This is a genomic window from Bathymodiolus japonicus methanotrophic gill symbiont (assembly GCF_019721995.1).
Lineage (GTDB): Bacteria > Pseudomonadota > Gammaproteobacteria > Methylococcales > Methylomonadaceae > Methyloprofundus.
Genome location: NZ_BLYC01000017.1, coordinates 1 through 17,176, shown reverse-complemented (window position 1 = coordinate 17,176; position 17,176 = coordinate 1). Strand labels below are relative to the sequence as shown.

Below are 17,176 nucleotides of genomic sequence, written 5' to 3'. Positions count from 1 at the left end.
TTTTTTTAAAATGGCGGAGCGGACGGGATTCGAACCCGCGACCTCCGGCGTGACAGGCCAGCATTCTAACCAGCTGAACTACCGCTCCTAAGTCTGTGGTGGGTGCTGAGGGGTTCGAACCCCCGACCCTCGCCTTGTAAGGGCGATGCTCTCCCAGCTGAGCTAAGCACCCGACTAAAGAGTTTCTATTATAATAGCTTTTATAAATCTTGCAAGCTAAATTTTATAAATTCCACTAGATTAAACATTAACACTGTCTTTTAAGCCTTTGCCGACTTTGAATGATGGAATTTTTGCTGCTTTAATGGTTATTTCCGCACCCGTTTGTGGGTTACGACCTTTACGTTCTGCTCTGTCTTTTACCGCAAAAGTACCAAAGCCTACTAATGCTACAGAATCACCTGACTTCAATGCATCGGTAACGGAAGACATAAAAGCGTCAAGCGCACGACCAGCATCCGCCTTTGTTAATTCCGAAGCACCCGCCATTGCATCGATAAGTTCTGATTTATTCATTTATTATTCTCCTTAAGAAATATACACAGCACACGTTTATGCCGACCAGCCAAAAGTGTTATTAAACTATGGAAGCGAGTGTATTTATAGCAACTCTATCTTAGTTATGTCAAGCGATACAGGTCTTTGTGAGCAAATTAATTATCCCTACTTGTAAATTAATGTGCTCGAATTGTTTTTTCATCTGTTTGCAGAACATTTTTATCCGTTGCTTTATCTTGTTTTTTTAATGGCTCAGGTTGATACTGCAATGCAATTTCCAGCACCTGATCTATCCAGCGCACTGGCTTAATAGTCAGATTTTGTTTAACATTATCAGGAATTTCGATCAGGTCTTTTTCATTCTCTTGCGGAATAATCACTGTCTTGATAGCGCCGCGATGCGCGGCAAGCAACTTCTCTTTAAGCCCGCCTATAGGCAGCACTTCTCCGCGCAAAGTAATTTCCCCAGTCATCGCGACTTCGGCCCGGACAGGAACCCCTGTCAGCGCTGAAATCACTGCGGTACACATGCCTATTCCTGCACTAGGCCCATCTTTGGGGGTTGCGCCTTCGGGCACATGAATATGTAAATCCTGTTGCTGGAAGGCCTCTTCTTTAATACCCAAAGAATCAGCGCGTGCACGCACAACAGTAATCGCGGCCTCTATTGACTCCTTCATGACATCGCCCAGTTTTCCAGTGGTAGACTGCTTACCTTTACCCGGAATAACCACAGCCTCGATAGTCAGTAATTCACCACCCACTTCTGTCCAGGCGAGCCCCGTTACCTGACCAACCTGATCCTGTTCTTCTGCCAGGCCGTAGCTAAAGCGTCGTACGCCTAGGTAATCAGCCAGCACAGCAGACGTCACCCTGACATGCCCCGACTTCTCTTTAAGCAATAACTCCTTAACAACCTTACGACAAATTTTAGAGATCTCACGCTCTAGGCTACGCACTCCTGCCTCACGTGTGTAATAGCGCACAATATCTTGAATAACTTCTTCGTCAATTTTTACTTCCGAATCTTTTAAACCATTATTCTTTAATTGCTTAGGCAATAAATAACGCATGGCAATATTTATTTTTTCATCTTCGGTGTAGCCCGCCAGGCGAATCACTTCCATTCTATCCAGCAAAGGCCCCGGGATATTCATGGTGTTTGCCGTCGCTACAAACATAACATCGGATAAATCAAAATCTACTTCCAGATAATGATCGGCAAAGGCTTTATTTTGTTCGGGGTCTAATACTTCCAGTAGTGCCGATGCAGGGTCACCACGAAAATCACCTGACATTTTATCGATCTCATCGAGCAGAAACAAAGGGTTACGCACCTTAATCTTGGACAGGCTTTGCAAAATCTTTCCTGGCATAGAGCCAATATAGGTACGTCTATGTCCGCGTATTTCTGCTTCGTCACGCACGCCACCTAGTGCCATTCTGACATATTTTCTATTGGTCGCACGGGCAATGGACTCACCTAAAGAGGTTTTACCGACACCTGGAGGCCCAACCAGACATAGGATAGGCCCATTCAGTGACTTCACCCGCTGCTGTACTGCCAGGTATTCTAATATGCGCTCTTTGACCTTTTCCAGGCCATAGTGATCAACATCCAGAATTTCTTCTGCCAGCTTTAAATCATTACGCACTTTGGTTTTCTTTTTCCAGGGAACACTGAGCATCCAGTCTATATAATTACGTACCACTGAGGCTTCTGCCGACATAGGCGACATCATTTTCAGTTTATTTAATTCAACTTCTGCCTTTTCCTTTGCTTCTTTGAACATGCCTGCCCTGGCAATTTTCTTCTCCAGCTCTTCGGTTTCGCTAACCGCATCATCCATTTCACCCAGCTCTTTTTGAATCGCTTTCATTTGCTCATTCAAATAATATTCGCGCTGATTTTTTTCCATTTGCTGCTTGACCCGCACCCGGATATTTCTTTCCAACGCAAATAAATCAGCCTCACTTTCCATCAGCAACATCAGCTTTTCAAGGCGCTGCACGATATCAGCCATTTCCAGCAATTCCTGCTTTTCAGCCAATTTCAGACTCATATGCGCCGCCATGGTATCGGCTAATCGCCCTGGCTCTTCGATACCCGACAAGGCATTTAAAACTTCAGGGGGGATCTTGCTGTTTAATTTGACATACCTGGAAAAAGAATCAACTGCTGTACGAACCAGAACATCCAGCTCTTTATCAGCAAGAGTAATGATCTCATCGATGTTGCTAATTTGCGCAAATACACACCCATCCCGATCATGATAACTAAGCACCTGACTACGCTGCTCACCCTCGACTAAAACCTTGACCGTCCCATCCGGGAGCTTTAACAACTGCAATATATTTGCCAGGGTTCCAACCTTGTATAACTCATCGAAACTGGGGTCATCGAGGTCCGCTTCTTTTTGCGAAACCATCAAAATCTGCTGATTTTCCTCCATGGCTTTATCCAGTGCTTCAATGGATTTTTCCCGCCCTACGAATAAGGGTATAACCATATGCGGATAAACAACGACCTCCCTAAGTGGCAAAACCGGCGTTAAATTATCGTCAACCGTTACGTCTAATATTTCATTCGTTTCCATTAAGGAGCCTTTTTAATTCTAAATACAATGCTTAATAATATAAGGATGAATAGCTATTTAACAAGGTAATAAGCAAAAAAAGCGGGAGTTTACTGAAACTGACATCAGTGTTCCCATTGAAAGAAGAAGTACCTAAACAAAGCAGCCTATAACCTACCTGAATGTAGCACCACTCGAATATTTCCATCTTTTTGATTTTAATCACTTATAACAGCAAATAGACACTCTGTAGGCACCGTAAAAAAACAACAAATAATTTCAAATAAAGCTTGCATTTGCCGAAAAAATTTTTCTAAAAATTTCCGTTTTAATCACCTCATAAACGGATATCACCCATGCTTAAAGACCTACCACTCTCTGAACATATTCACCAACACTGCAATGAAAGTATGGAACGTGCCCTGTTAGCAGAGCGTCATCCTTTGTGGGTTCGTTCATGCCCAGAGTTGAAGGATATCGACTTTATTCGCCTTGGGTTATTACGCTGTATCAGTGTAGTCGATAGTGGTCGCCATTTCCTCCAAACCAATGAACAGATTTATGGCCAGCTGCTTCCCCACTCAACGTATTTTAAATCACTGAACAGGCGCGCCATGCTACCTCACGAAATTCCGGGACTCCTGTCGCCGTAATTCGTTCACCTACGCAGCGAATAGGAGATGCTCCAGCCGCCCTGCGTCCGCCACAGACTGAGCACAAAGCAGCTCAGTCATGGCTACCACAAATGGCTCTACGGCTATTCGGGATAAAATTTTAGCCTCCCTCGCGCGCTATCGCGCACTTCGGATTGGCAAATTTCCCTGCGCCTTCTGGAGACTATCAGCCCGTCCGGGGCTGACAGCGGTCGCATAGACGAACAAGTATGCTTGAGGCATTCGAACAGCAGAGCTATCATCTCCACGCTGAAACACTGCTATCGCAAGGCATTGACTATCTTAAAGCATTCCCAGAACTTGACGAATACACCATAGAAGCAGCGGATGGACATTTTATTGATCATGCCTGCCATACTGAGAAAAACAGCAAGGGGGAAGTTTATGCGGCCGGGGGGGGGGAGGGGGGTGGTACGCGTTGAATCTCAGAAGTGGGTTGCTCAGATTTCTTTGTCTGGTAACAAACGGAACTCAGAGACATCAAGAAATACCTGTGTTACGAGATCATATTGAAAAGCAAAACAAGGGAAATATCAGCTCTCAGAAACATCTCTATGTCTACGATAAAGCCATCACCGACTTTGTCTGGTGGGATCGGCAGAAACGACATGCTAATTACATGATTTCAATGCTAAAAGAAAATTCAATTGCGACTCTGGTTGAGTCTATCCCTTTTGACTCCCAGCATGAGATCAATATAGGAGTTGAAGCATACAGCGTGTACGAAAACAAGGGCATCAAATTTAACGTGGTGGATTACCGTGATCCAGAAACCGGAAAACTTCACCGGTTTGTGACAACCTTGCCAATGACTATTAACCCTGGAACCATTGCCATGCTGTATTTCAAGCGATGGACGATTGAAAAGACATTCAATAACACTAAAAGTAATTTCAAGGAAACTAAAGCTTGGTCTTCCAATACCCGCTCACTTGAAAATCAAATGCGCCTGACTGCAATGAGCTATAATTTAATGCGCGTGTTTGAAGAGATTTCAAAAACACAACAGCCAGAATTGATTCATCCATCGGATAAAAAATATAGCGAGGCTCTGGAGATTAGGCAGCAACAGGCTCAAAAACGAGATCGTTTTGTGAATCCATTATTTTTCCAGGCAAGAATATCTCGTATCAGCTCGTATACCATTCGGGCAGTTCAAAACGCAATAATAACAGGAATGTCTTTACAGTGCTTTATGAGCTCTCTTGTGCCGAGGTTAGTTTCACGGCCTCAATTGATAGGGGAACACTGATGGAAACTGAAGTTTCCCAATAATTATTTACGGTAAAATTGAAACTATGCTACAACTATATGAAAAAAATAGTCTTTTCATTCGTTTCAAATGCTATTGCCTAAGGGGAATTAAGTAGGGGTTTGCTATAAACATGACAAAACCACCTAAAATAAACCTCGATACACCAGCATTGTGTATTTCAGCTACTCAATAATTGGGAAACTTCAGTATTGAAAAACTCCCGCTTTTAAAAAACTATAAAACTGCTCGCTTAGGAATGTGCATGAAGACCCCTCTTCCGATTTTAGTTGCTTACTTTTTTCGTGCTCGTTCCTTAGCTATTCAGATGCTGCAATTTTTTGCGGATTCTCATACACAAAATAAGGATCGTTTTCACCTTCTATCACAAGCTTGTCGATCACTACCTTACTAACATTCTCGGCAGATGGAATTTCATACATGGTATCGAGCAATACATTTTCTACTATGGTTCTTAAACCTCTTGCACCGGTTTTACGCTGCATAGATTTTTGCGCAATGGCAGAGAGTGAATCGTCACGAAACTCTAGCTCGGTGCCTTCCATCTCAAACAGCTTTTTATACTGCTTAGTCAGCGCATTTTTAGGCTCAGTCAGCACCTGAATCAGTGCTTCTTCACTCAGCTCTTCAAGGGTCGCAACGACGGGTAGTCGACCGATAAATTCAGGAATCAACCCATAGAGAATCAGGTCTTCAGCTTCTACTTCGGCAAATATTTCACCCACATTTTTAGCATCCTCTTTAGTCGTTACTTCCGCAGAAAAACCGATACCACCCTTCTCGGAGCGTTGCTTGATAACTTTATCCAGACCAGCAAATGCGCCACCGACAATAAACAAAATATTAGCCGTATTAACCTGCACAAACTCTTGCTGCGGATTTTTACGCCCACCCTGTGGCGCTACCGAAGCAATCGTGCCTTCAATTAATTTCAATAATGCCTGCTGTACACCCTCGCCCGAAACATCACGGGTAATAGACGGATTTTCTGACTTACGCGAAATCTTGTCAATTTCGTCGATATAAATAATGCCCGATTCCGCCTTCTCTACATCAAAATCACATTTCTGCAGGATCTTCTGAATGACATTCTCTACATCCTCACCGACATAACCGGCTTCAGTTAACGTAGTCGCATCAGCAATACTAAAGGGCACATCCAGAACCTTTGCCAATGTTTCCGCAAGTAATGTCTTACCCGAGCCGGTTGGGCCAATCAGCAAGATATTGCTTTTACCTAGCTCCACGCCATCATCTTTGTTGCTATGATTTTGCAAACGCTTATAGTGATTATAAACAGCGACTGACAAGATTTTTTTAGCCTGTTCCTGGCCGATCACGTATTCATCTAATGCAGCCTTGATTTCCTTAGGCTTAGGTAATCGTTGCTGACCTTCTTCATCGCCACCGGGCTCATCAGCCGCCAGTTCTTCCTTGATAATATCATTACAAAGATCAACGCACTCATCACAAACATAGACGGATGGCCCGGCAATAAGTTTTCTTACTTCACTCTGACTTTTACCGCAAAATGAACAATATAAAATTTTATCGCCTTTACTTCCTTTGCTACCTTTACTCATCGCTCAGCCTGCATAATTGATTAATAAATCTTTGCTCTTATCAAATTTCGGAGGTTCTATTAGATAACACCTTATCAATCAGCCCATACTCAACTGACTCATCCGCACTCAGGAAATTATCTCTATCGGTATCCGCCTGAATTTTCTTCATCGTCTGCCCCGTATGGCGTGCCAGAATTTTATTCAACTTTTCGCGTATGGTTAATATCTCACGCGCATGAATATCAAAGTCAGACGCCTGCCCCTGGAAACCACCCAAAGGCTGATGAATCATTACCCGAGAATGAGGTAAACAGTATCTTTTACCAGCTGCACCACCGGCTAACAATAATGAACCCATACTTGCTGCCTGGCCAATACACATGGTACTAACATCCGGTTTAACAAATTGCATGGTATCATAAATCGCCATGCCCGCTGTCACCGAACCACCTGGGGAATTAATATACAAATGTATATCTTTATCCGGGTTTTCAGATTCTAAAAACAATAGTTGCGCGACCACTAGATTAGCCATGTAATCTTCAACCTGGCCAACCAGAAAAATAACCCGCTCTTTTAATAAGCGCGAATAGATATCGTAGGAGCGCTCACCACGAGCCGTTTGCTCGATAACCATTGGCACTAAGCCGCCGGCTGCCTCTGGCGAAATAATATTACCTATTCCATTGCCGCTATTAGTCATTTTCAGATCCTTATTGTTATGTAGCTGGTTCCATTACCTCTTTAAATGAAACAGGTTCATCAGTCACTTTTATTTTATCTAGCACCCATGCAACTGTTGCATCTTCCAGCACCATCTGCTCTACCTCTGCCATACGCTCTTTATCGCCATAATACCAGTTAATAACCTGCAGTGACTCGTCATAGCTTTGCGCCATATCCTCAATCAAAGTGCGGACTTTATCCTCTTCTACCTTAATATTATTTTGCTGAATAATTTCTGCCAAAATCAATCCCAGAGCAACACGGCGCTTAGCCTGCTCTTCAAAATCAGCCGTCGCCGGCTTAATCTCATTGACATCAACATTGCGTTTTTTTGCATTTTCATAATAGGGCTTCATCAGGCTTTCGACTTCCTGATCAACCATAACTTTAGGCAATGCGACCGATATATTCTCATACAGTGCATCCATCACTGAATTTTTAAGTTTAACTTTAAGCCCTTGCGCCAGTTCACGCTGCATATTATTTTCCACATCAGCACGAAACTCAGCCAAATCACCACTTTCTATACCATAGGCTTTAATAAACTCTGCATCGACCTCAGGCAAAACCGGGTTTTCAATTTTCAGCACTTCAATCTCAAACTCAGCTGGCTTACCGGCAAGCTTCTCATTGCCATAGTCTGCTGGAAAAGTCACTTCAAAAGTCTTTTTAGCGCCCACGGCAAGCCCGGTGAGCTGATCTTCAAATCCTGGAACCATGTTCTTTGAACCCAGTTCAACCTGAAAATCCTCGACGCTACCGTCAGTAAAGTTTTCACCTTCACAGGCTCCTGAAAAAGTGATCGTCACCTGGTCACCAGTCTGCGAATCCTGTCCTGATGGCTGCCAGCTTTTATTTTGCTCAACTAACTTGGCAATCATAGCGTCGACATCACTCGCCTCAACACTGGAGACAGGCTTATTGACCTCGACTGTTTCTACCGCATCTAACGAAAAGTCTGGATAAACTTCAAAAACAGCGGAAAAAGTAAAGCCCTCATCACTCTCAACGGGCTCAATATGCGGCATACCTGCAGGCCGCAAATCATTATCCTGTAAGGCCTGAACATAATTTTCCTGGATCAAATCACCCGTGATCTCTTCTCTTACGCGCGCGCCATACATCTTTTGTACAACTTTTTGTGGAACTTTTCCTGGACGGAAACCATCTATCTTTACTTCACGGGCCAAAGACTTTAAGCGTTCATTGACTTTGCTCTGAACAACATCTTCAGCAATATTAACGATCATTTTTCTGCTTAATTCCGATGTCTTTTCGACAGAAACTTCCATTGATTTACCTCAAAAATTGTTGTGACTAAGGGTTGACTATGAATTCCCGTGCTGGGAATGAATTTCAGGAGAGTTAACGATGATTATCGTTAATTTCATTTAGCATAAATAAGTGGTGCGAGCGGAGAGACTTGAACTCTCACATCATAAGATACTGGTACCTAAAACCAGCGCGTCTACCAATTCCGCCACGCTCGCATACTTAAATTGAAGGCGCATTATAAACAGCTATTTCGCTAATTACAAATATAATTTCACACAAAGAGCATAACAGCTTTGAATCTTACAGGTTTTGTGGAAATTAAGTCTTGTTAATCAACCCAGTACATAAATTCGCATAAAAAACACTTTCTTGCTACTCCCTACTTTAACCGCTAAATACATTTTTTCTGAAAAGCAATTTCTATAATCCTAAAACCTTAACACTTGCAGATAACTCCGTGTAATCATGCAAACCTGTGATAATCAGATAGGCATACTTCAAATACGGGCTTGCAGGATTTAGGTACTACCTCTTTTTAATGCACAGAAGCAGAAGATGAGAGGATTGGAGTAATAGCTCCTATGTTATGACAAAATGAATTTACAATAACCCTTAAATAAGTAGGGCAATATTATTAATAGGGCTTTAGAAAGTGTAAAATAGTACTATAAACCGTAATATTTAATGTCCGCAGAGTGTAATGAATGTAAAAAAGCATTTAGGTAATCTAAATGGCGGCAGCCTTCAAATGACTGAAAGCCATGTTATTGCAGAAATACAATTAAAAAATCATCAGAGAAGGAAGGAAAGCAGCTGATTGTTGACGATAATCTGTTGCAGAAAAAACCAGTACAAACTGCGCTTCGCTTTACCAATGTGATTCGTACAGGCGCGCCATGCTACCTCACGAAATTCCGGGACTCCTGTCGCCATAATTCGTTCACCTACGCAGCGGATGGGAGATGCCCTGAACGCCCTGCGTCCGCAACGACTACGCACAAAAGCCGCTTCGTCATTACTACCTCACTGGCTGGACGGCTATTCGGAATGCAATTCTTGCTCCTCTCGCGTGCTGCTAGCACACGTCGAATCAGCGAATTGCCCTGTCGCCTATCAGGGACTAAAAATCACCTCTCCCTTTTTCTTAATTTTCACAATAATTGAACGCCAAAAGGGGATCTCCCGGTTTTCATTATCCTCAGTCGATTCAAACTCGGTACATCGTTCAGAGAGCATTTGCTCCATTATCTCCAGTTGGTACTTTATCCATATTGCTTCTCTAATGACATTATAAATCAGTCTTTAGACGTGTCCTGTTTTATTAAACCATTTCATACCTCAACCTCAGCCAACATTAAATACTTTCAAGCTCTATTTTGTTCGCAAACCTGTTACGTCTGATGTCCATTATTATAGTGGACAAGTCCACCCAAAACTGAAGTTTCCCAATTATTGAGTAGCTGAAATACACAATGCTGGTGTATCGAGGTTTATTTTAGGTGGTTTTGCCATGTTTATCATCAGTGTTCCCCTATCAATTGAGGCCGTGAAACTAACCTCGCCACAAGAGAGCTCATAAAGCACTGTAAAGACATTCCTGTTATTATTGCGTTTTGAACTGCCCGAATGGTATACGAGCTGATACGAGATATTCTTGCCTGGAAAAATAATGGATTCACAAAACGATCTCGTTTTTGAGCCTGTTGCTGCCTAATCTCCAGAGCCTCGCTATATTTTTTATCCGATGGATGAATCAATTCTGGCTGTTGTCTTTTTGAAATCTCTTCAAACACGCGCATTAAATTATAGCTCATTGCAGTCAGGCGCATTTGATTTTCAAGTGAGCGGGTATTGGAAGACCAAGCTTTAGTTTCCTTGAAATTACTTTTAGTGTTATTGAATGTCTTTTCAATCGTCCATCGCTTGAAATACAGCATGGCAATGGTTCCAGGGTTAATAGTCATTGGCAAGGTTGTCACAAACCGGTGAAGTTTTCCGGTTTCTGGATCACGGTAATCCACCACGTTAAATTTGATGCCCTTGTTTTCGTACACGCTGTATGCTTCAACTCCTATATTGATCTCATGCTGGGAGTCAAAAGGGATAGACTCAACCAGAGTCGCAATTGAATTTTCTTTTAGCATTGAAATCATGTAATTAGCATGTCGTTTCTGCCGATCCCACCAGACAAAGTCGGTGATGGCTTTATCGTAGACATAGAGATGTTTCTGAGAGCTGATATTTCCCTTGTTTTGCTTTTCAATATGATCTCGTAACACAGGTATTTCTTGATGTCTCTGAGTTCCGTTTGTTACCAGACAAAGAAATCTGAGCAACCCACTTCTGAGATTCAACGCGTAAATCCCCCCCGGCCGCATAAACTTTCCCCTTGCTGTTTTTTTCAGTATGGCAGGCATGATCAATAAAATGTCCATCCGCTGCTTCTATGGTGTATTCGTCAAGTTCCGGGAATGCTTTAAGATAATCAATGCCTTGCGATAGCAGTGTTTCAGCGTGAAGATGATAGCTCTGCTGTTCAAATGCCTCAAGCATACTTGTTCGTCTATGCGACTTCAGTGATTTAAAATACGTTGAGTGGGGAAGCAGCTGGCCATAAATCTGTTCATTGGTTTGGAGGAAATGGCGACCACTATCGACTACACTGATACAGCGTAATAACCCAAGGCGAATAAAGTCGATATCCTTCAACTCTGGGCATGAACGAACCCACAAAGGATGACGCTCTGCTAACAGGGCACGTTCCATACTTTCATTGCAGTGTTGGTGAATATGTTCAGAGAGTGGTAGGTCTTTAAGCATGGGTGATATCCGTTTATGAGGTGATTAAAACGGAAATTTTTAGAAAAATTTTTTCGGCAAATGCAAGCTTTATTTGAAATTATTTGTTGTTTTTTTACGGTGCCTACAGAGTGTCTATTTGCTGTTATAAGTGATTAAAATCAAAAAGATGGAAATATTCGAGTGGTGCTACATTCAGGTAGGTTATAGGCTGCTTTGTTTAGGTACTTCTTCTTTCAATGGGAACACTGATGATGTTTATAGCAAACCCCTACTTAATTCCCCTTAGGCAATAACATTTGAAACGAATGAAAAGACTATTTTTTTCATATAGTTGTAGCATAGTTTCAATTTTACCATAAATAATTATTGGGAAACTTCAGATAAGTAATTTTAGTCTCATCATCTTCTTCCTCAGTTTATAACAAGTAATTTTTTATTACGCTATAGTTTCTCAGATAAATAATTTCCAAATTTGGAGCGCTTAAACTTAGGCGGTAACAACGAAATCTTCCCGCAATTTTTGCATAACACAAATCACTTTACTGGCATCATGCATATAAGTGTTAAAAGTTTGCACAACTGAATCATGAAGATCTTCAAAAGTTTTAAAATACTTCATATGAGTCGAATCGCGTTTCGTATTTTTCCATAATTTCTCAATCGGATTAAAATCCGGCGAGAACGCAGGGAGACATTCTACTGTCAAACGATCTACATTAGCTAACTTAAATTCCTTAATAACACCGCTTCCATGATACGGGGCACCATCTTCAATTAGAATAATCTTGCCTTTATAATAAGCCAGCAATTGTGTTAAAAACTCAACATAGCTTTCACCATTAAAACGCCCAGATGTTTCAGCGTGTTGTAATATCATTGGCTTATAACTCTCGATTAAGACGTTGTCGGCAATAGAATATATCGCTTCCATAAAAAGCTTCTGTGTTGGATATTTCTCATTTTTTAAGCTTTTAAGAATAGCTAAAAATTCTTGAGGCAGCCCAGCTTCTTTTAAAAGTCTAAGTGACTTTGGTTTTATCTCATAAGCCAATGATTCTCGGTATTGAAAACTCCCTCCTTCGAGTTCGATCGTACCAAACATTTTCAACCCTTTTCGAATCCCTGATGTTTTCACTGTGGGTTGCTCTCCTATTGGAGCCCAGGTTCGTGCCAATGAACCCCACATAGCAAATGACACCTCATCACCGAATAAAACGACACTCTTTTCTTCTACCGCCTTTTCCATAATGGCAGGCAATGTTTCTTCCAGCCACGTTTTTCTTTCAAGCTCGTACTTTTCTTCTTCTTGGCGATCAGTCACACAACGAGCTTTTTGATAACTGAAGCCCAGTTTTTTCATTAGGCTTGATAAATAGTTCAAGTTATAACGAACTTCAAATTTTAACCAAATAAGCTCGGCAATCATCGCAGTATTCCATATTCCACAATGAAATCCATTGTCTTCTGGGCCTTTCTTTATCAACTCAACCAATTTATTTTTCTGGTCTTTAGTTAACTTTGACTTCCGACCACGTCCTTGATAGTGTTGCCCTATTAACCAACCGACACCTTTATGCATGAATGTTTTCAGCCAATTTATAATGGTTTTTTCACAGACTCACATTAGGCGTGCTATTTCTTTGATTCCCATGCATTCACTGAACCAGAGTAGAGCTTGAGTTAATCGATATAAACAAATATTACTTAGCTTGAGAGCTGTCGCCATATTTTTTTTTAGTCGGTCTACAATTGACTTTGAAAAAGTGAGGGATACCATTTTTGACTGTTTCCGTTAGTGTTGGGACGAAAATTATAAGCCAGTTTCCCCTCTGTCGTTTTTGTTTGTTCGGAAATTAATTTTCTGAAAGTCTATAGCTATGCACACACCATCCCGGCTTAACAAAGCAGCGCTACTCAGATTTAAAATATCTGATGTATTCCTTATACTCGATGTTCAAGTTTTCAGCTATAACTGGGCTAAGAAAAGTAAATTTTTCCGGCTTTGTTTTATAAGTGATTGATTTACAATGATGTTGATGCTTTCTTTGTCAGTAGAATTATCAATAAAATCAATCAGTTAAAAAACTTGAACATCGAGTTATATCCTTATTGAGGTGAGATTGTGTACCTCGTACACTATGCTCAAATTGATAATAGTATTGATACAATACATATTAGAACTTAATTATATTATAATAATAAAACCTGTCAAACTATTTTCAGAGTGTTTTAGTCAGTAATTACTACTTTCCATAACAAATTATTATAATTCAAACACTTGCGTACTTTAAAATAAAAACCAATAGAGCCTTCGCCTACCCTTGTATTTTTATAATTTGTCTATAACTCGATGTTCAAGTTTTTGATATTGAGAAGGTAAAATCAGGTATTCTGAGGTTGTTGTAATTTTATCGGTGTAATCCCATGTTAATGAATGCCCCAGCCACCTTTATCCAAAGCTATATTGACGATTTAAATGATGCGCTCAATCAGCTAAAACCCGGAGCCGCTTTGACACGGATTCAAGCCGCTTGGTTGGGCACTTGTTTAACGTGCATACTGCTAATGAACTCTGTTTGCTGGGCTAAGTTTGAGCGAGCAAGCCTTGGAGATTGCAAAGTAGCCGCATTATCCTGGGTGTTTCGTAAAGCAAGTATACCCTGGGACTGGTTGCTACGGGTGAGTGTGGTCTTAATTTTAAAACGTTATGGCATTACTGAAGGTGTGTTGGCCTTTGATGAATCAGACCGAGCACGACCTAAGTCTACAAAACGTATTTATAAGGTTTACAAGCAGAAACACAAAGGCTCCGTCGGGTATGTTAATGGACAAACGATAGTATTATTGCTGCTAGTTACCTCATCCATTACAGTGCCTGTCGGTTTTTTCTTTTATATGCCGGATCCAGCCTTAAAGCAGTGGGATAAAGAAGATAAACGGTTGAAAAAGAGCGGTATAGCAAAAAAAGATCGGCCTATTAAGCCTGAACGTGACAGTGCCTACCCGACCAAAACAGAGATTGCATTAGGCTTATTAAAAGAGTTTAAAGTTGCGCATAGCCTGATTAAAATTAAAGGCGTACTGGCTTGATGCGCTGTATGGTGAAAAAGCCTTTATGGACGAAGCCGCTAAAGAATCTGGAGGCTCGCAGGTGATTAGCCAATTACGTAAAAACCAAAATATTGAATATAGAGGTAGAATAAGGTCAGTCGAGAGCTACTTTAATTCGATTAACAAAGGCATTGATCAGATAATACGTGTACGTGGCGGAAAAGAGATTAAAGTGACTGTCAGCAGTGCACGATTAAAGGTGAGTTCTCACAGTAAAAAACGCTTTGTCATTGCCTTAAAATATGACGGTGAAAACGACTATCGCTATTTAGTGGCGACAGACCTGACTTGGCGCACACAAGATATTATTCAAGCCTATACGTTGAGATGGCTGATTGAGGTTTTCTTTGAGGACTGGAAGCTTTAATGAAGGATGGGGGCGTGAGGCCAAACAATTAGATGAAGAGGGATCAAGCCGTGGCCTGATTCTGAGTCTTTTGTTTGACCATTGCCTTCTCCTTCACCCAGAGCAAATAGCCCGCATTGAAAGCAAACTACCTGCGTATACCGTAGGAAGCTTACAGCGCAAGTCTCAAATGGATGTACTGCTTGAGTTCATCACGTCATTGCTAAAGTTTCCAGATCCTGGTGATAAGCTGAAAGAGTTAGGTGAATTAATAAAGCGAGTATAAGATAGATTTATAACCTGTAAGCTTGTCCAACAACCCAGTTTACTGCTTAGATTGTAACAAGCTCAAACCAACCTATAGTTCTGTATTCTTACTCCACTTTCACTTAGACCGTTCAATAGAGCGGGGAGTCGCTATTTTTGCGAAAGCTTGTTTTGGGCATCCCAGCCCAAGCAAGCTTTCGCAAAAATAGCGACTCCCCGATTTCGCCCAGCCAGGCTGTTCCAACGCTGGCGCCCATGCTAAAAAATGTCTTACCCAGTGTGGTGAATATTTCAACTCAGGGTATAGTGGCCATACAACAACACCCACAAATGAATAACCCTTATTTTCGCCGTTTTGCGCCGCGCGCCTAAAGAACGACAAACTCAGGGCATAGGTTCGGGCGTTATTGTGGATGCAGAAAACGGGTATATCATTACCAATAATCATGTGATTGCTCACGCAGATACTATTTTTGTAACGCTACACAACAAGAAAAAATTAAAGGCGACATTAATCGGCACAGATGCTGAAACGGATATTGCCGTATTACAGGTCGCTGCAAAAGACCTCACCAGCATTCCCCTGGGTGATTCAGATAATTTACAGGTAGGTGATTTTGCCGTCGCTATTGGCAATCCATTTGGGCTTAGCCATACAGTGACTTCTGGCAGGCGCGCCATGCTACCTCACGAAATTCCGGGACTCCTGTCGCCGTAATTCGTTCACCTACGCAGCGAATAGGAGATGCTCCAGCCGCCCTGCGTCCGCCACAGACTGAGCACAAAGCAGCTCAGTCATGGCTACCACAAATGGCTCTACGGCTATTCGGGATAAAATTTTAGCCTCCCTCGCGCGCTATCGCGCACTTCGGATTGGCAAATTTCCCTGCGCCTTCTGGAGACTATCAGCCCGTCCGGGGCTGACAGCGTATGGTCAGCGCGCTGGGTCGTACCGACCTGGGCATTGAAGGCTATGAAAATTTCATTCAGACGGATGTTTCAATTAACCCAGGTAATTCAGGCGGTGCTTTAATTGATCTACGTGGTCGCTTAATTGGTATTAATTCCATCAGTGTTCCCATTGAAAGAAGAAGTACCTAAACAAAGCAGCCTATAACCTACCTGAAGGTAGCACCACTCGAATATTTCCATATTTTTGATTTTAATCACTTATAACAGCAAATAGACACTCTGTAGGCACCGTAAAAAAACAACAAATAATTTCAAATAAAGTCGGGGAGTCGCTATTTTTGCGAAAGCTTGTTTTTGGCATCCCAGCCCAAGCAAGCAGCAAAAACTTAACGCGACCACTTATGCCTCCGGCGGCCCCGATTCGTCCTCGTCACCTCGTTCCGACCCAACAAGGGGTCGGAACATAGGCTCCAAATGACTTGACGCCGTGTCGGATGGCCTTTTATTTTGTCTCCACCTTCGCTAACGCTCAGACTCCGACAAAATAACGGCCCTACGGCTATCGCGGACTAAAAATCATCACTTCGCTTAGGCTCCGTTTCCCTGATTTTCAGCGCTTGCAATTGCCGAAAAAATTTTCTAAAAATTTCCGTTTTAATCACCTCATAAACGGATATCACCCATGCTTAAAGACCTACCACTCTCTGAACATATTCACCAACACTGCAATGAAAGTATGGAACGTGCCCTGTTAGCAGAGCATCATCCTTTGTGGGCTCGTTCATGCCCAGAGTTGAAGGATATCGACTTTATTCGCCTTGGGTTATTACGCTGTATCAGTGTAGTGATAGTGGTCGCCATTTCCTCCAAACCAGTGAACAGATTTATGGCCAGCTGCTTCCCCACTCAACGTATTTTAAATCACTGAAGTCGCATAGACGAACAAGTATGCTTGAGGCATTTGAACAGCAGAGCTATCATCTTCACGCTGAAACACTGCTATCGCAAGGCATTGATTATCTTAAAGCATTCCCAGAACTTGACGAATACACCATAGAAGCGGCGGATGGACATTTTATTGATCATGCCTGCCTGACTGAAAAAGCCATCTTATAGTTCCCACGGTCTCCGTGGGAATTTATGCAGGAACG

24 protein-coding genes, 3 tRNA genes and 2 pseudogenes are annotated in these 17,176 nt (G+C 42.0%); 14 read left to right on the top strand and 15 right to left on the bottom strand.

Going from position 1 to position 17,176, the window contains the following annotated elements:
* Nucleotides 1–11 precede the first annotated feature (11 nt).
* From K6984_RS18850 to lon, 4 genes are all read right to left on the bottom strand, one after another.
* Nucleotides 12–88, bottom strand: a tRNA-Asp gene (locus tag K6984_RS18850).
* Nucleotides 89–96: 8 nt separating this feature from the next.
* Nucleotides 97–172 (bottom strand) — tRNA-Val (locus tag K6984_RS18845).
* 68 nt (nt 173–240) lie between these two features.
* Nucleotides 241–516: an HU family DNA-binding protein gene (locus tag K6984_RS18840; protein ID WP_221896916.1), complete on the bottom strand. Its 276-nt coding sequence runs from the start codon at nt 514–516 to the stop codon at nt 241–243.
* A gap of 158 nt (nt 517–674) precedes the next feature.
* Nucleotides 675–3,095 carry an endopeptidase La gene (gene lon / locus K6984_RS18835; protein WP_221896915.1) on the bottom strand — a complete coding sequence of 807 codons (2,421 nt, stop codon included), beginning with the start codon at nt 3,093–3,095 and terminating at the stop codon, nt 675–677.
* 335 nt (nt 3,096–3,430) lie between these two features.
* Between lon and K6984_RS18830 the strand changes: the two genes are divergently transcribed.
* Nucleotides 3,431–3,727: a hypothetical protein gene (locus K6984_RS18830; RefSeq protein WP_221896914.1), complete on the top strand. Its 297-nt coding sequence runs from the start codon at nt 3,431–3,433 to the stop codon at nt 3,725–3,727.
* Here the strand turns inward: K6984_RS18830 and K6984_RS34190 are convergent.
* Nucleotides 3,666–3,794, bottom strand: coding sequence for a hypothetical protein (locus K6984_RS34190; RefSeq protein ID WP_263458805.1), 129 nt, complete (start codon nt 3,792–3,794; stop codon nt 3,666–3,668). The genes K6984_RS18830 and K6984_RS34190 overlap by 62 nt on opposite strands.
* A 12-nt stretch (nt 3,795–3,806) precedes the next feature.
* On the opposite strand from K6984_RS34190, the gene K6984_RS18825 reads away from it, so the two are divergent.
* Genes K6984_RS18825 through K6984_RS18815 form a run of 3 tightly spaced genes read left to right on the top strand, consistent with a single transcriptional unit; the run spans nt 3,807 to nt 5,000 of the window.
* Nucleotides 3,807–3,947 (top strand): hypothetical protein, encoded by a 141-nt coding sequence (locus tag K6984_RS18825; protein ID WP_221896726.1) that lies wholly within the window; start codon nt 3,807–3,809, stop codon nt 3,945–3,947.
* Nucleotides 3,948–3,957: 10 nt separating this feature from the next.
* Entirely contained in the window at nt 3,958–4,170 is a 213-nt protein-coding gene (locus K6984_RS18820) for a hypothetical protein (protein WP_221896913.1), read from the top strand.
* Nucleotides 4,167–5,000: a transposase gene (locus K6984_RS18815; RefSeq protein ID WP_221896912.1), complete on the top strand. Its 834-nt coding sequence runs from the start codon at nt 4,167–4,169 to the stop codon at nt 4,998–5,000. The genes K6984_RS18820 and K6984_RS18815 overlap by 4 nt, the downstream gene beginning before the upstream one ends.
* A 320-nt stretch (nt 5,001–5,320) precedes the next feature.
* On the opposite strand, the gene clpX is transcribed toward K6984_RS18815, so the two are convergent.
* The 5 genes from clpX to K6984_RS18790 all read right to left on the bottom strand — a co-directional run bounded on the left by clpX (nt 5,321) and on the right by K6984_RS18790 (nt 9,586).
* Complete coding sequence (clpX, locus tag K6984_RS18810; protein WP_221896911.1) at nt 5,321–6,604, bottom strand: ATP-dependent Clp protease ATP-binding subunit ClpX; 1,284 nt, start codon at nt 6,602–6,604, stop codon at nt 5,321–5,323.
* 40 nt (nt 6,605–6,644) lie between these two features.
* Nucleotides 6,645–7,289 carry an ATP-dependent Clp endopeptidase proteolytic subunit ClpP gene (gene clpP, locus K6984_RS18805; RefSeq protein ID WP_221896910.1) on the bottom strand — a complete coding sequence of 215 codons (645 nt, stop codon included), beginning with the start codon at nt 7,287–7,289 and terminating at the stop codon, nt 6,645–6,647.
* A gap of 16 nt (nt 7,290–7,305) precedes the next feature.
* Nucleotides 7,306–8,604 carry a trigger factor gene (gene tig, locus K6984_RS18800; protein ID WP_221896909.1) on the bottom strand — a complete coding sequence of 433 codons (1,299 nt, stop codon included), beginning with the start codon at nt 8,602–8,604 and terminating at the stop codon, nt 7,306–7,308.
* Nucleotides 8,605–8,717: 113 nt separating this feature from the next.
* Nucleotides 8,718–8,802: transfer RNA gene (locus K6984_RS18795), tRNA-Leu, on the bottom strand.
* 577 nt (nt 8,803–9,379) lie between these two features.
* On the bottom strand, nt 9,380–9,586 hold the full coding sequence (locus tag K6984_RS18790; RefSeq protein WP_221896908.1) for a hypothetical protein: 207 nt from the start codon (nt 9,584–9,586) through the stop codon (nt 9,380–9,382).
* Here K6984_RS18790 and K6984_RS18785 point away from each other — a divergent pair.
* On the top strand, nt 9,543–9,881 hold the full coding sequence (locus tag K6984_RS18785; protein WP_221896907.1) for a hypothetical protein: 339 nt from the start codon (nt 9,543–9,545) through the stop codon (nt 9,879–9,881). The two genes, K6984_RS18790 and K6984_RS18785, sit on opposite strands and share 44 nt — an antisense overlap.
* Nucleotides 9,882–10,107: 226 nt before the next feature.
* Here the strand turns inward: K6984_RS18785 and K6984_RS18780 are convergent, their stop codons facing one another.
* From K6984_RS18780 to K6984_RS18765, 4 genes are all read right to left on the bottom strand, one after another.
* The gene (locus tag K6984_RS18780) at nt 10,108–10,965 is read right to left on the bottom strand and encodes a transposase (RefSeq protein ID WP_221896906.1); all 858 of its coding nucleotides are present in this window, start codon (nt 10,963–10,965) and stop codon (nt 10,108–10,110) included.
* Nucleotides 10,847–11,407, bottom strand: coding sequence for a hypothetical protein (locus K6984_RS18775; RefSeq protein ID WP_221896905.1), 561 nt, complete (start codon nt 11,405–11,407; stop codon nt 10,847–10,849). The genes K6984_RS18780 and K6984_RS18775 overlap by 119 nt, the downstream gene beginning before the upstream one ends.
* Nucleotides 11,408–11,876: 469 nt before the next feature.
* A complete protein-coding gene (locus K6984_RS18770) occupies nt 11,877–12,968 on the bottom strand; it encodes a transposase (protein WP_221896904.1) in 1,092 nt (363 codons plus the stop codon).
* A gap of 39 nt (nt 12,969–13,007) precedes the next feature.
* A complete protein-coding gene (locus tag K6984_RS18765; protein ID WP_221893723.1) occupies nt 13,008–13,166 on the bottom strand; it encodes a hypothetical protein in 159 nt (52 codons plus the stop codon).
* A 647-nt stretch (nt 13,167–13,813) separates the two neighbouring features.
* Here K6984_RS18765 and K6984_RS18760 point away from each other — a divergent pair.
* From K6984_RS18760 to K6984_RS31375, 5 genes and pseudogenes are all read left to right on the top strand, one after another.
* Nucleotides 13,814–14,479, top strand: a complete 666-nt coding sequence (locus K6984_RS18760; protein WP_221896903.1) for a transposase — start codon at nt 13,814–13,816, stop codon at nt 14,477–14,479.
* A 25-nt stretch (nt 14,480–14,504) separates the two neighbouring features.
* Complete coding sequence (locus K6984_RS18755) at nt 14,505–14,867, top strand: hypothetical protein (protein ID WP_221896973.1); 363 nt, start codon at nt 14,505–14,507, stop codon at nt 14,865–14,867.
* A complete protein-coding gene (locus K6984_RS18750; protein ID WP_221896902.1) occupies nt 14,848–15,132 on the top strand; it encodes a hypothetical protein in 285 nt (94 codons plus the stop codon). The genes K6984_RS18755 and K6984_RS18750 overlap by 20 nt, the downstream gene beginning before the upstream one ends.
* 137 nt (nt 15,133–15,269) lie before the next feature.
* Entirely contained in the window at nt 15,270–15,485 is a 216-nt protein-coding gene (locus K6984_RS31380; protein WP_230988002.1) for a hypothetical protein, read from the top strand.
* Nucleotides 15,486–15,522: 37 nt separating this feature from the next.
* Nucleotides 15,523–15,726, top strand: a pseudogene (locus K6984_RS31375) (S1C family serine protease); the annotation flags it as partial.
* Nucleotides 15,727–15,760: 34 nt separating this feature from the next.
* Here the strand turns inward: K6984_RS31375 and K6984_RS31370 are convergent.
* A complete protein-coding gene (locus K6984_RS31370; protein WP_230988003.1) occupies nt 15,761–15,898 on the bottom strand; it encodes a hypothetical protein in 138 nt (45 codons plus the stop codon).
* A gap of 12 nt (nt 15,899–15,910) precedes the next feature.
* Here K6984_RS31370 and K6984_RS18740 point away from each other — a divergent pair, with 12 nt between their 5' ends.
* The 4 genes and pseudogenes from K6984_RS18740 (at nt 15,911) to K6984_RS18730 (ending at nt 17,141) form a co-directional block, all read left to right on the top strand.
* A complete protein-coding gene (locus K6984_RS18740; RefSeq protein ID WP_221895386.1) occupies nt 15,911–16,081 on the top strand; it encodes a hypothetical protein in 171 nt (56 codons plus the stop codon).
* Nucleotides 16,044–16,181, top strand: a pseudogene (locus K6984_RS18735) (trypsin-like peptidase domain-containing protein); the annotation flags it as partial. The gene K6984_RS18740 and the pseudogene K6984_RS18735, both read left to right, overlap by 38 nt.
* 182 nt (nt 16,182–16,363) lie before the next feature.
* Nucleotides 16,364–16,492: a hypothetical protein gene (locus tag K6984_RS34185; RefSeq protein ID WP_263458628.1), complete on the top strand. Its 129-nt coding sequence runs from the start codon at nt 16,364–16,366 to the stop codon at nt 16,490–16,492.
* A gap of 316 nt (nt 16,493–16,808) precedes the next feature.
* A complete protein-coding gene (locus tag K6984_RS18730; RefSeq protein WP_221895387.1) occupies nt 16,809–17,141 on the top strand; it encodes a hypothetical protein in 333 nt (110 codons plus the stop codon).
* Nucleotides 17,142–17,176: the final 35 nt, after the last annotated feature.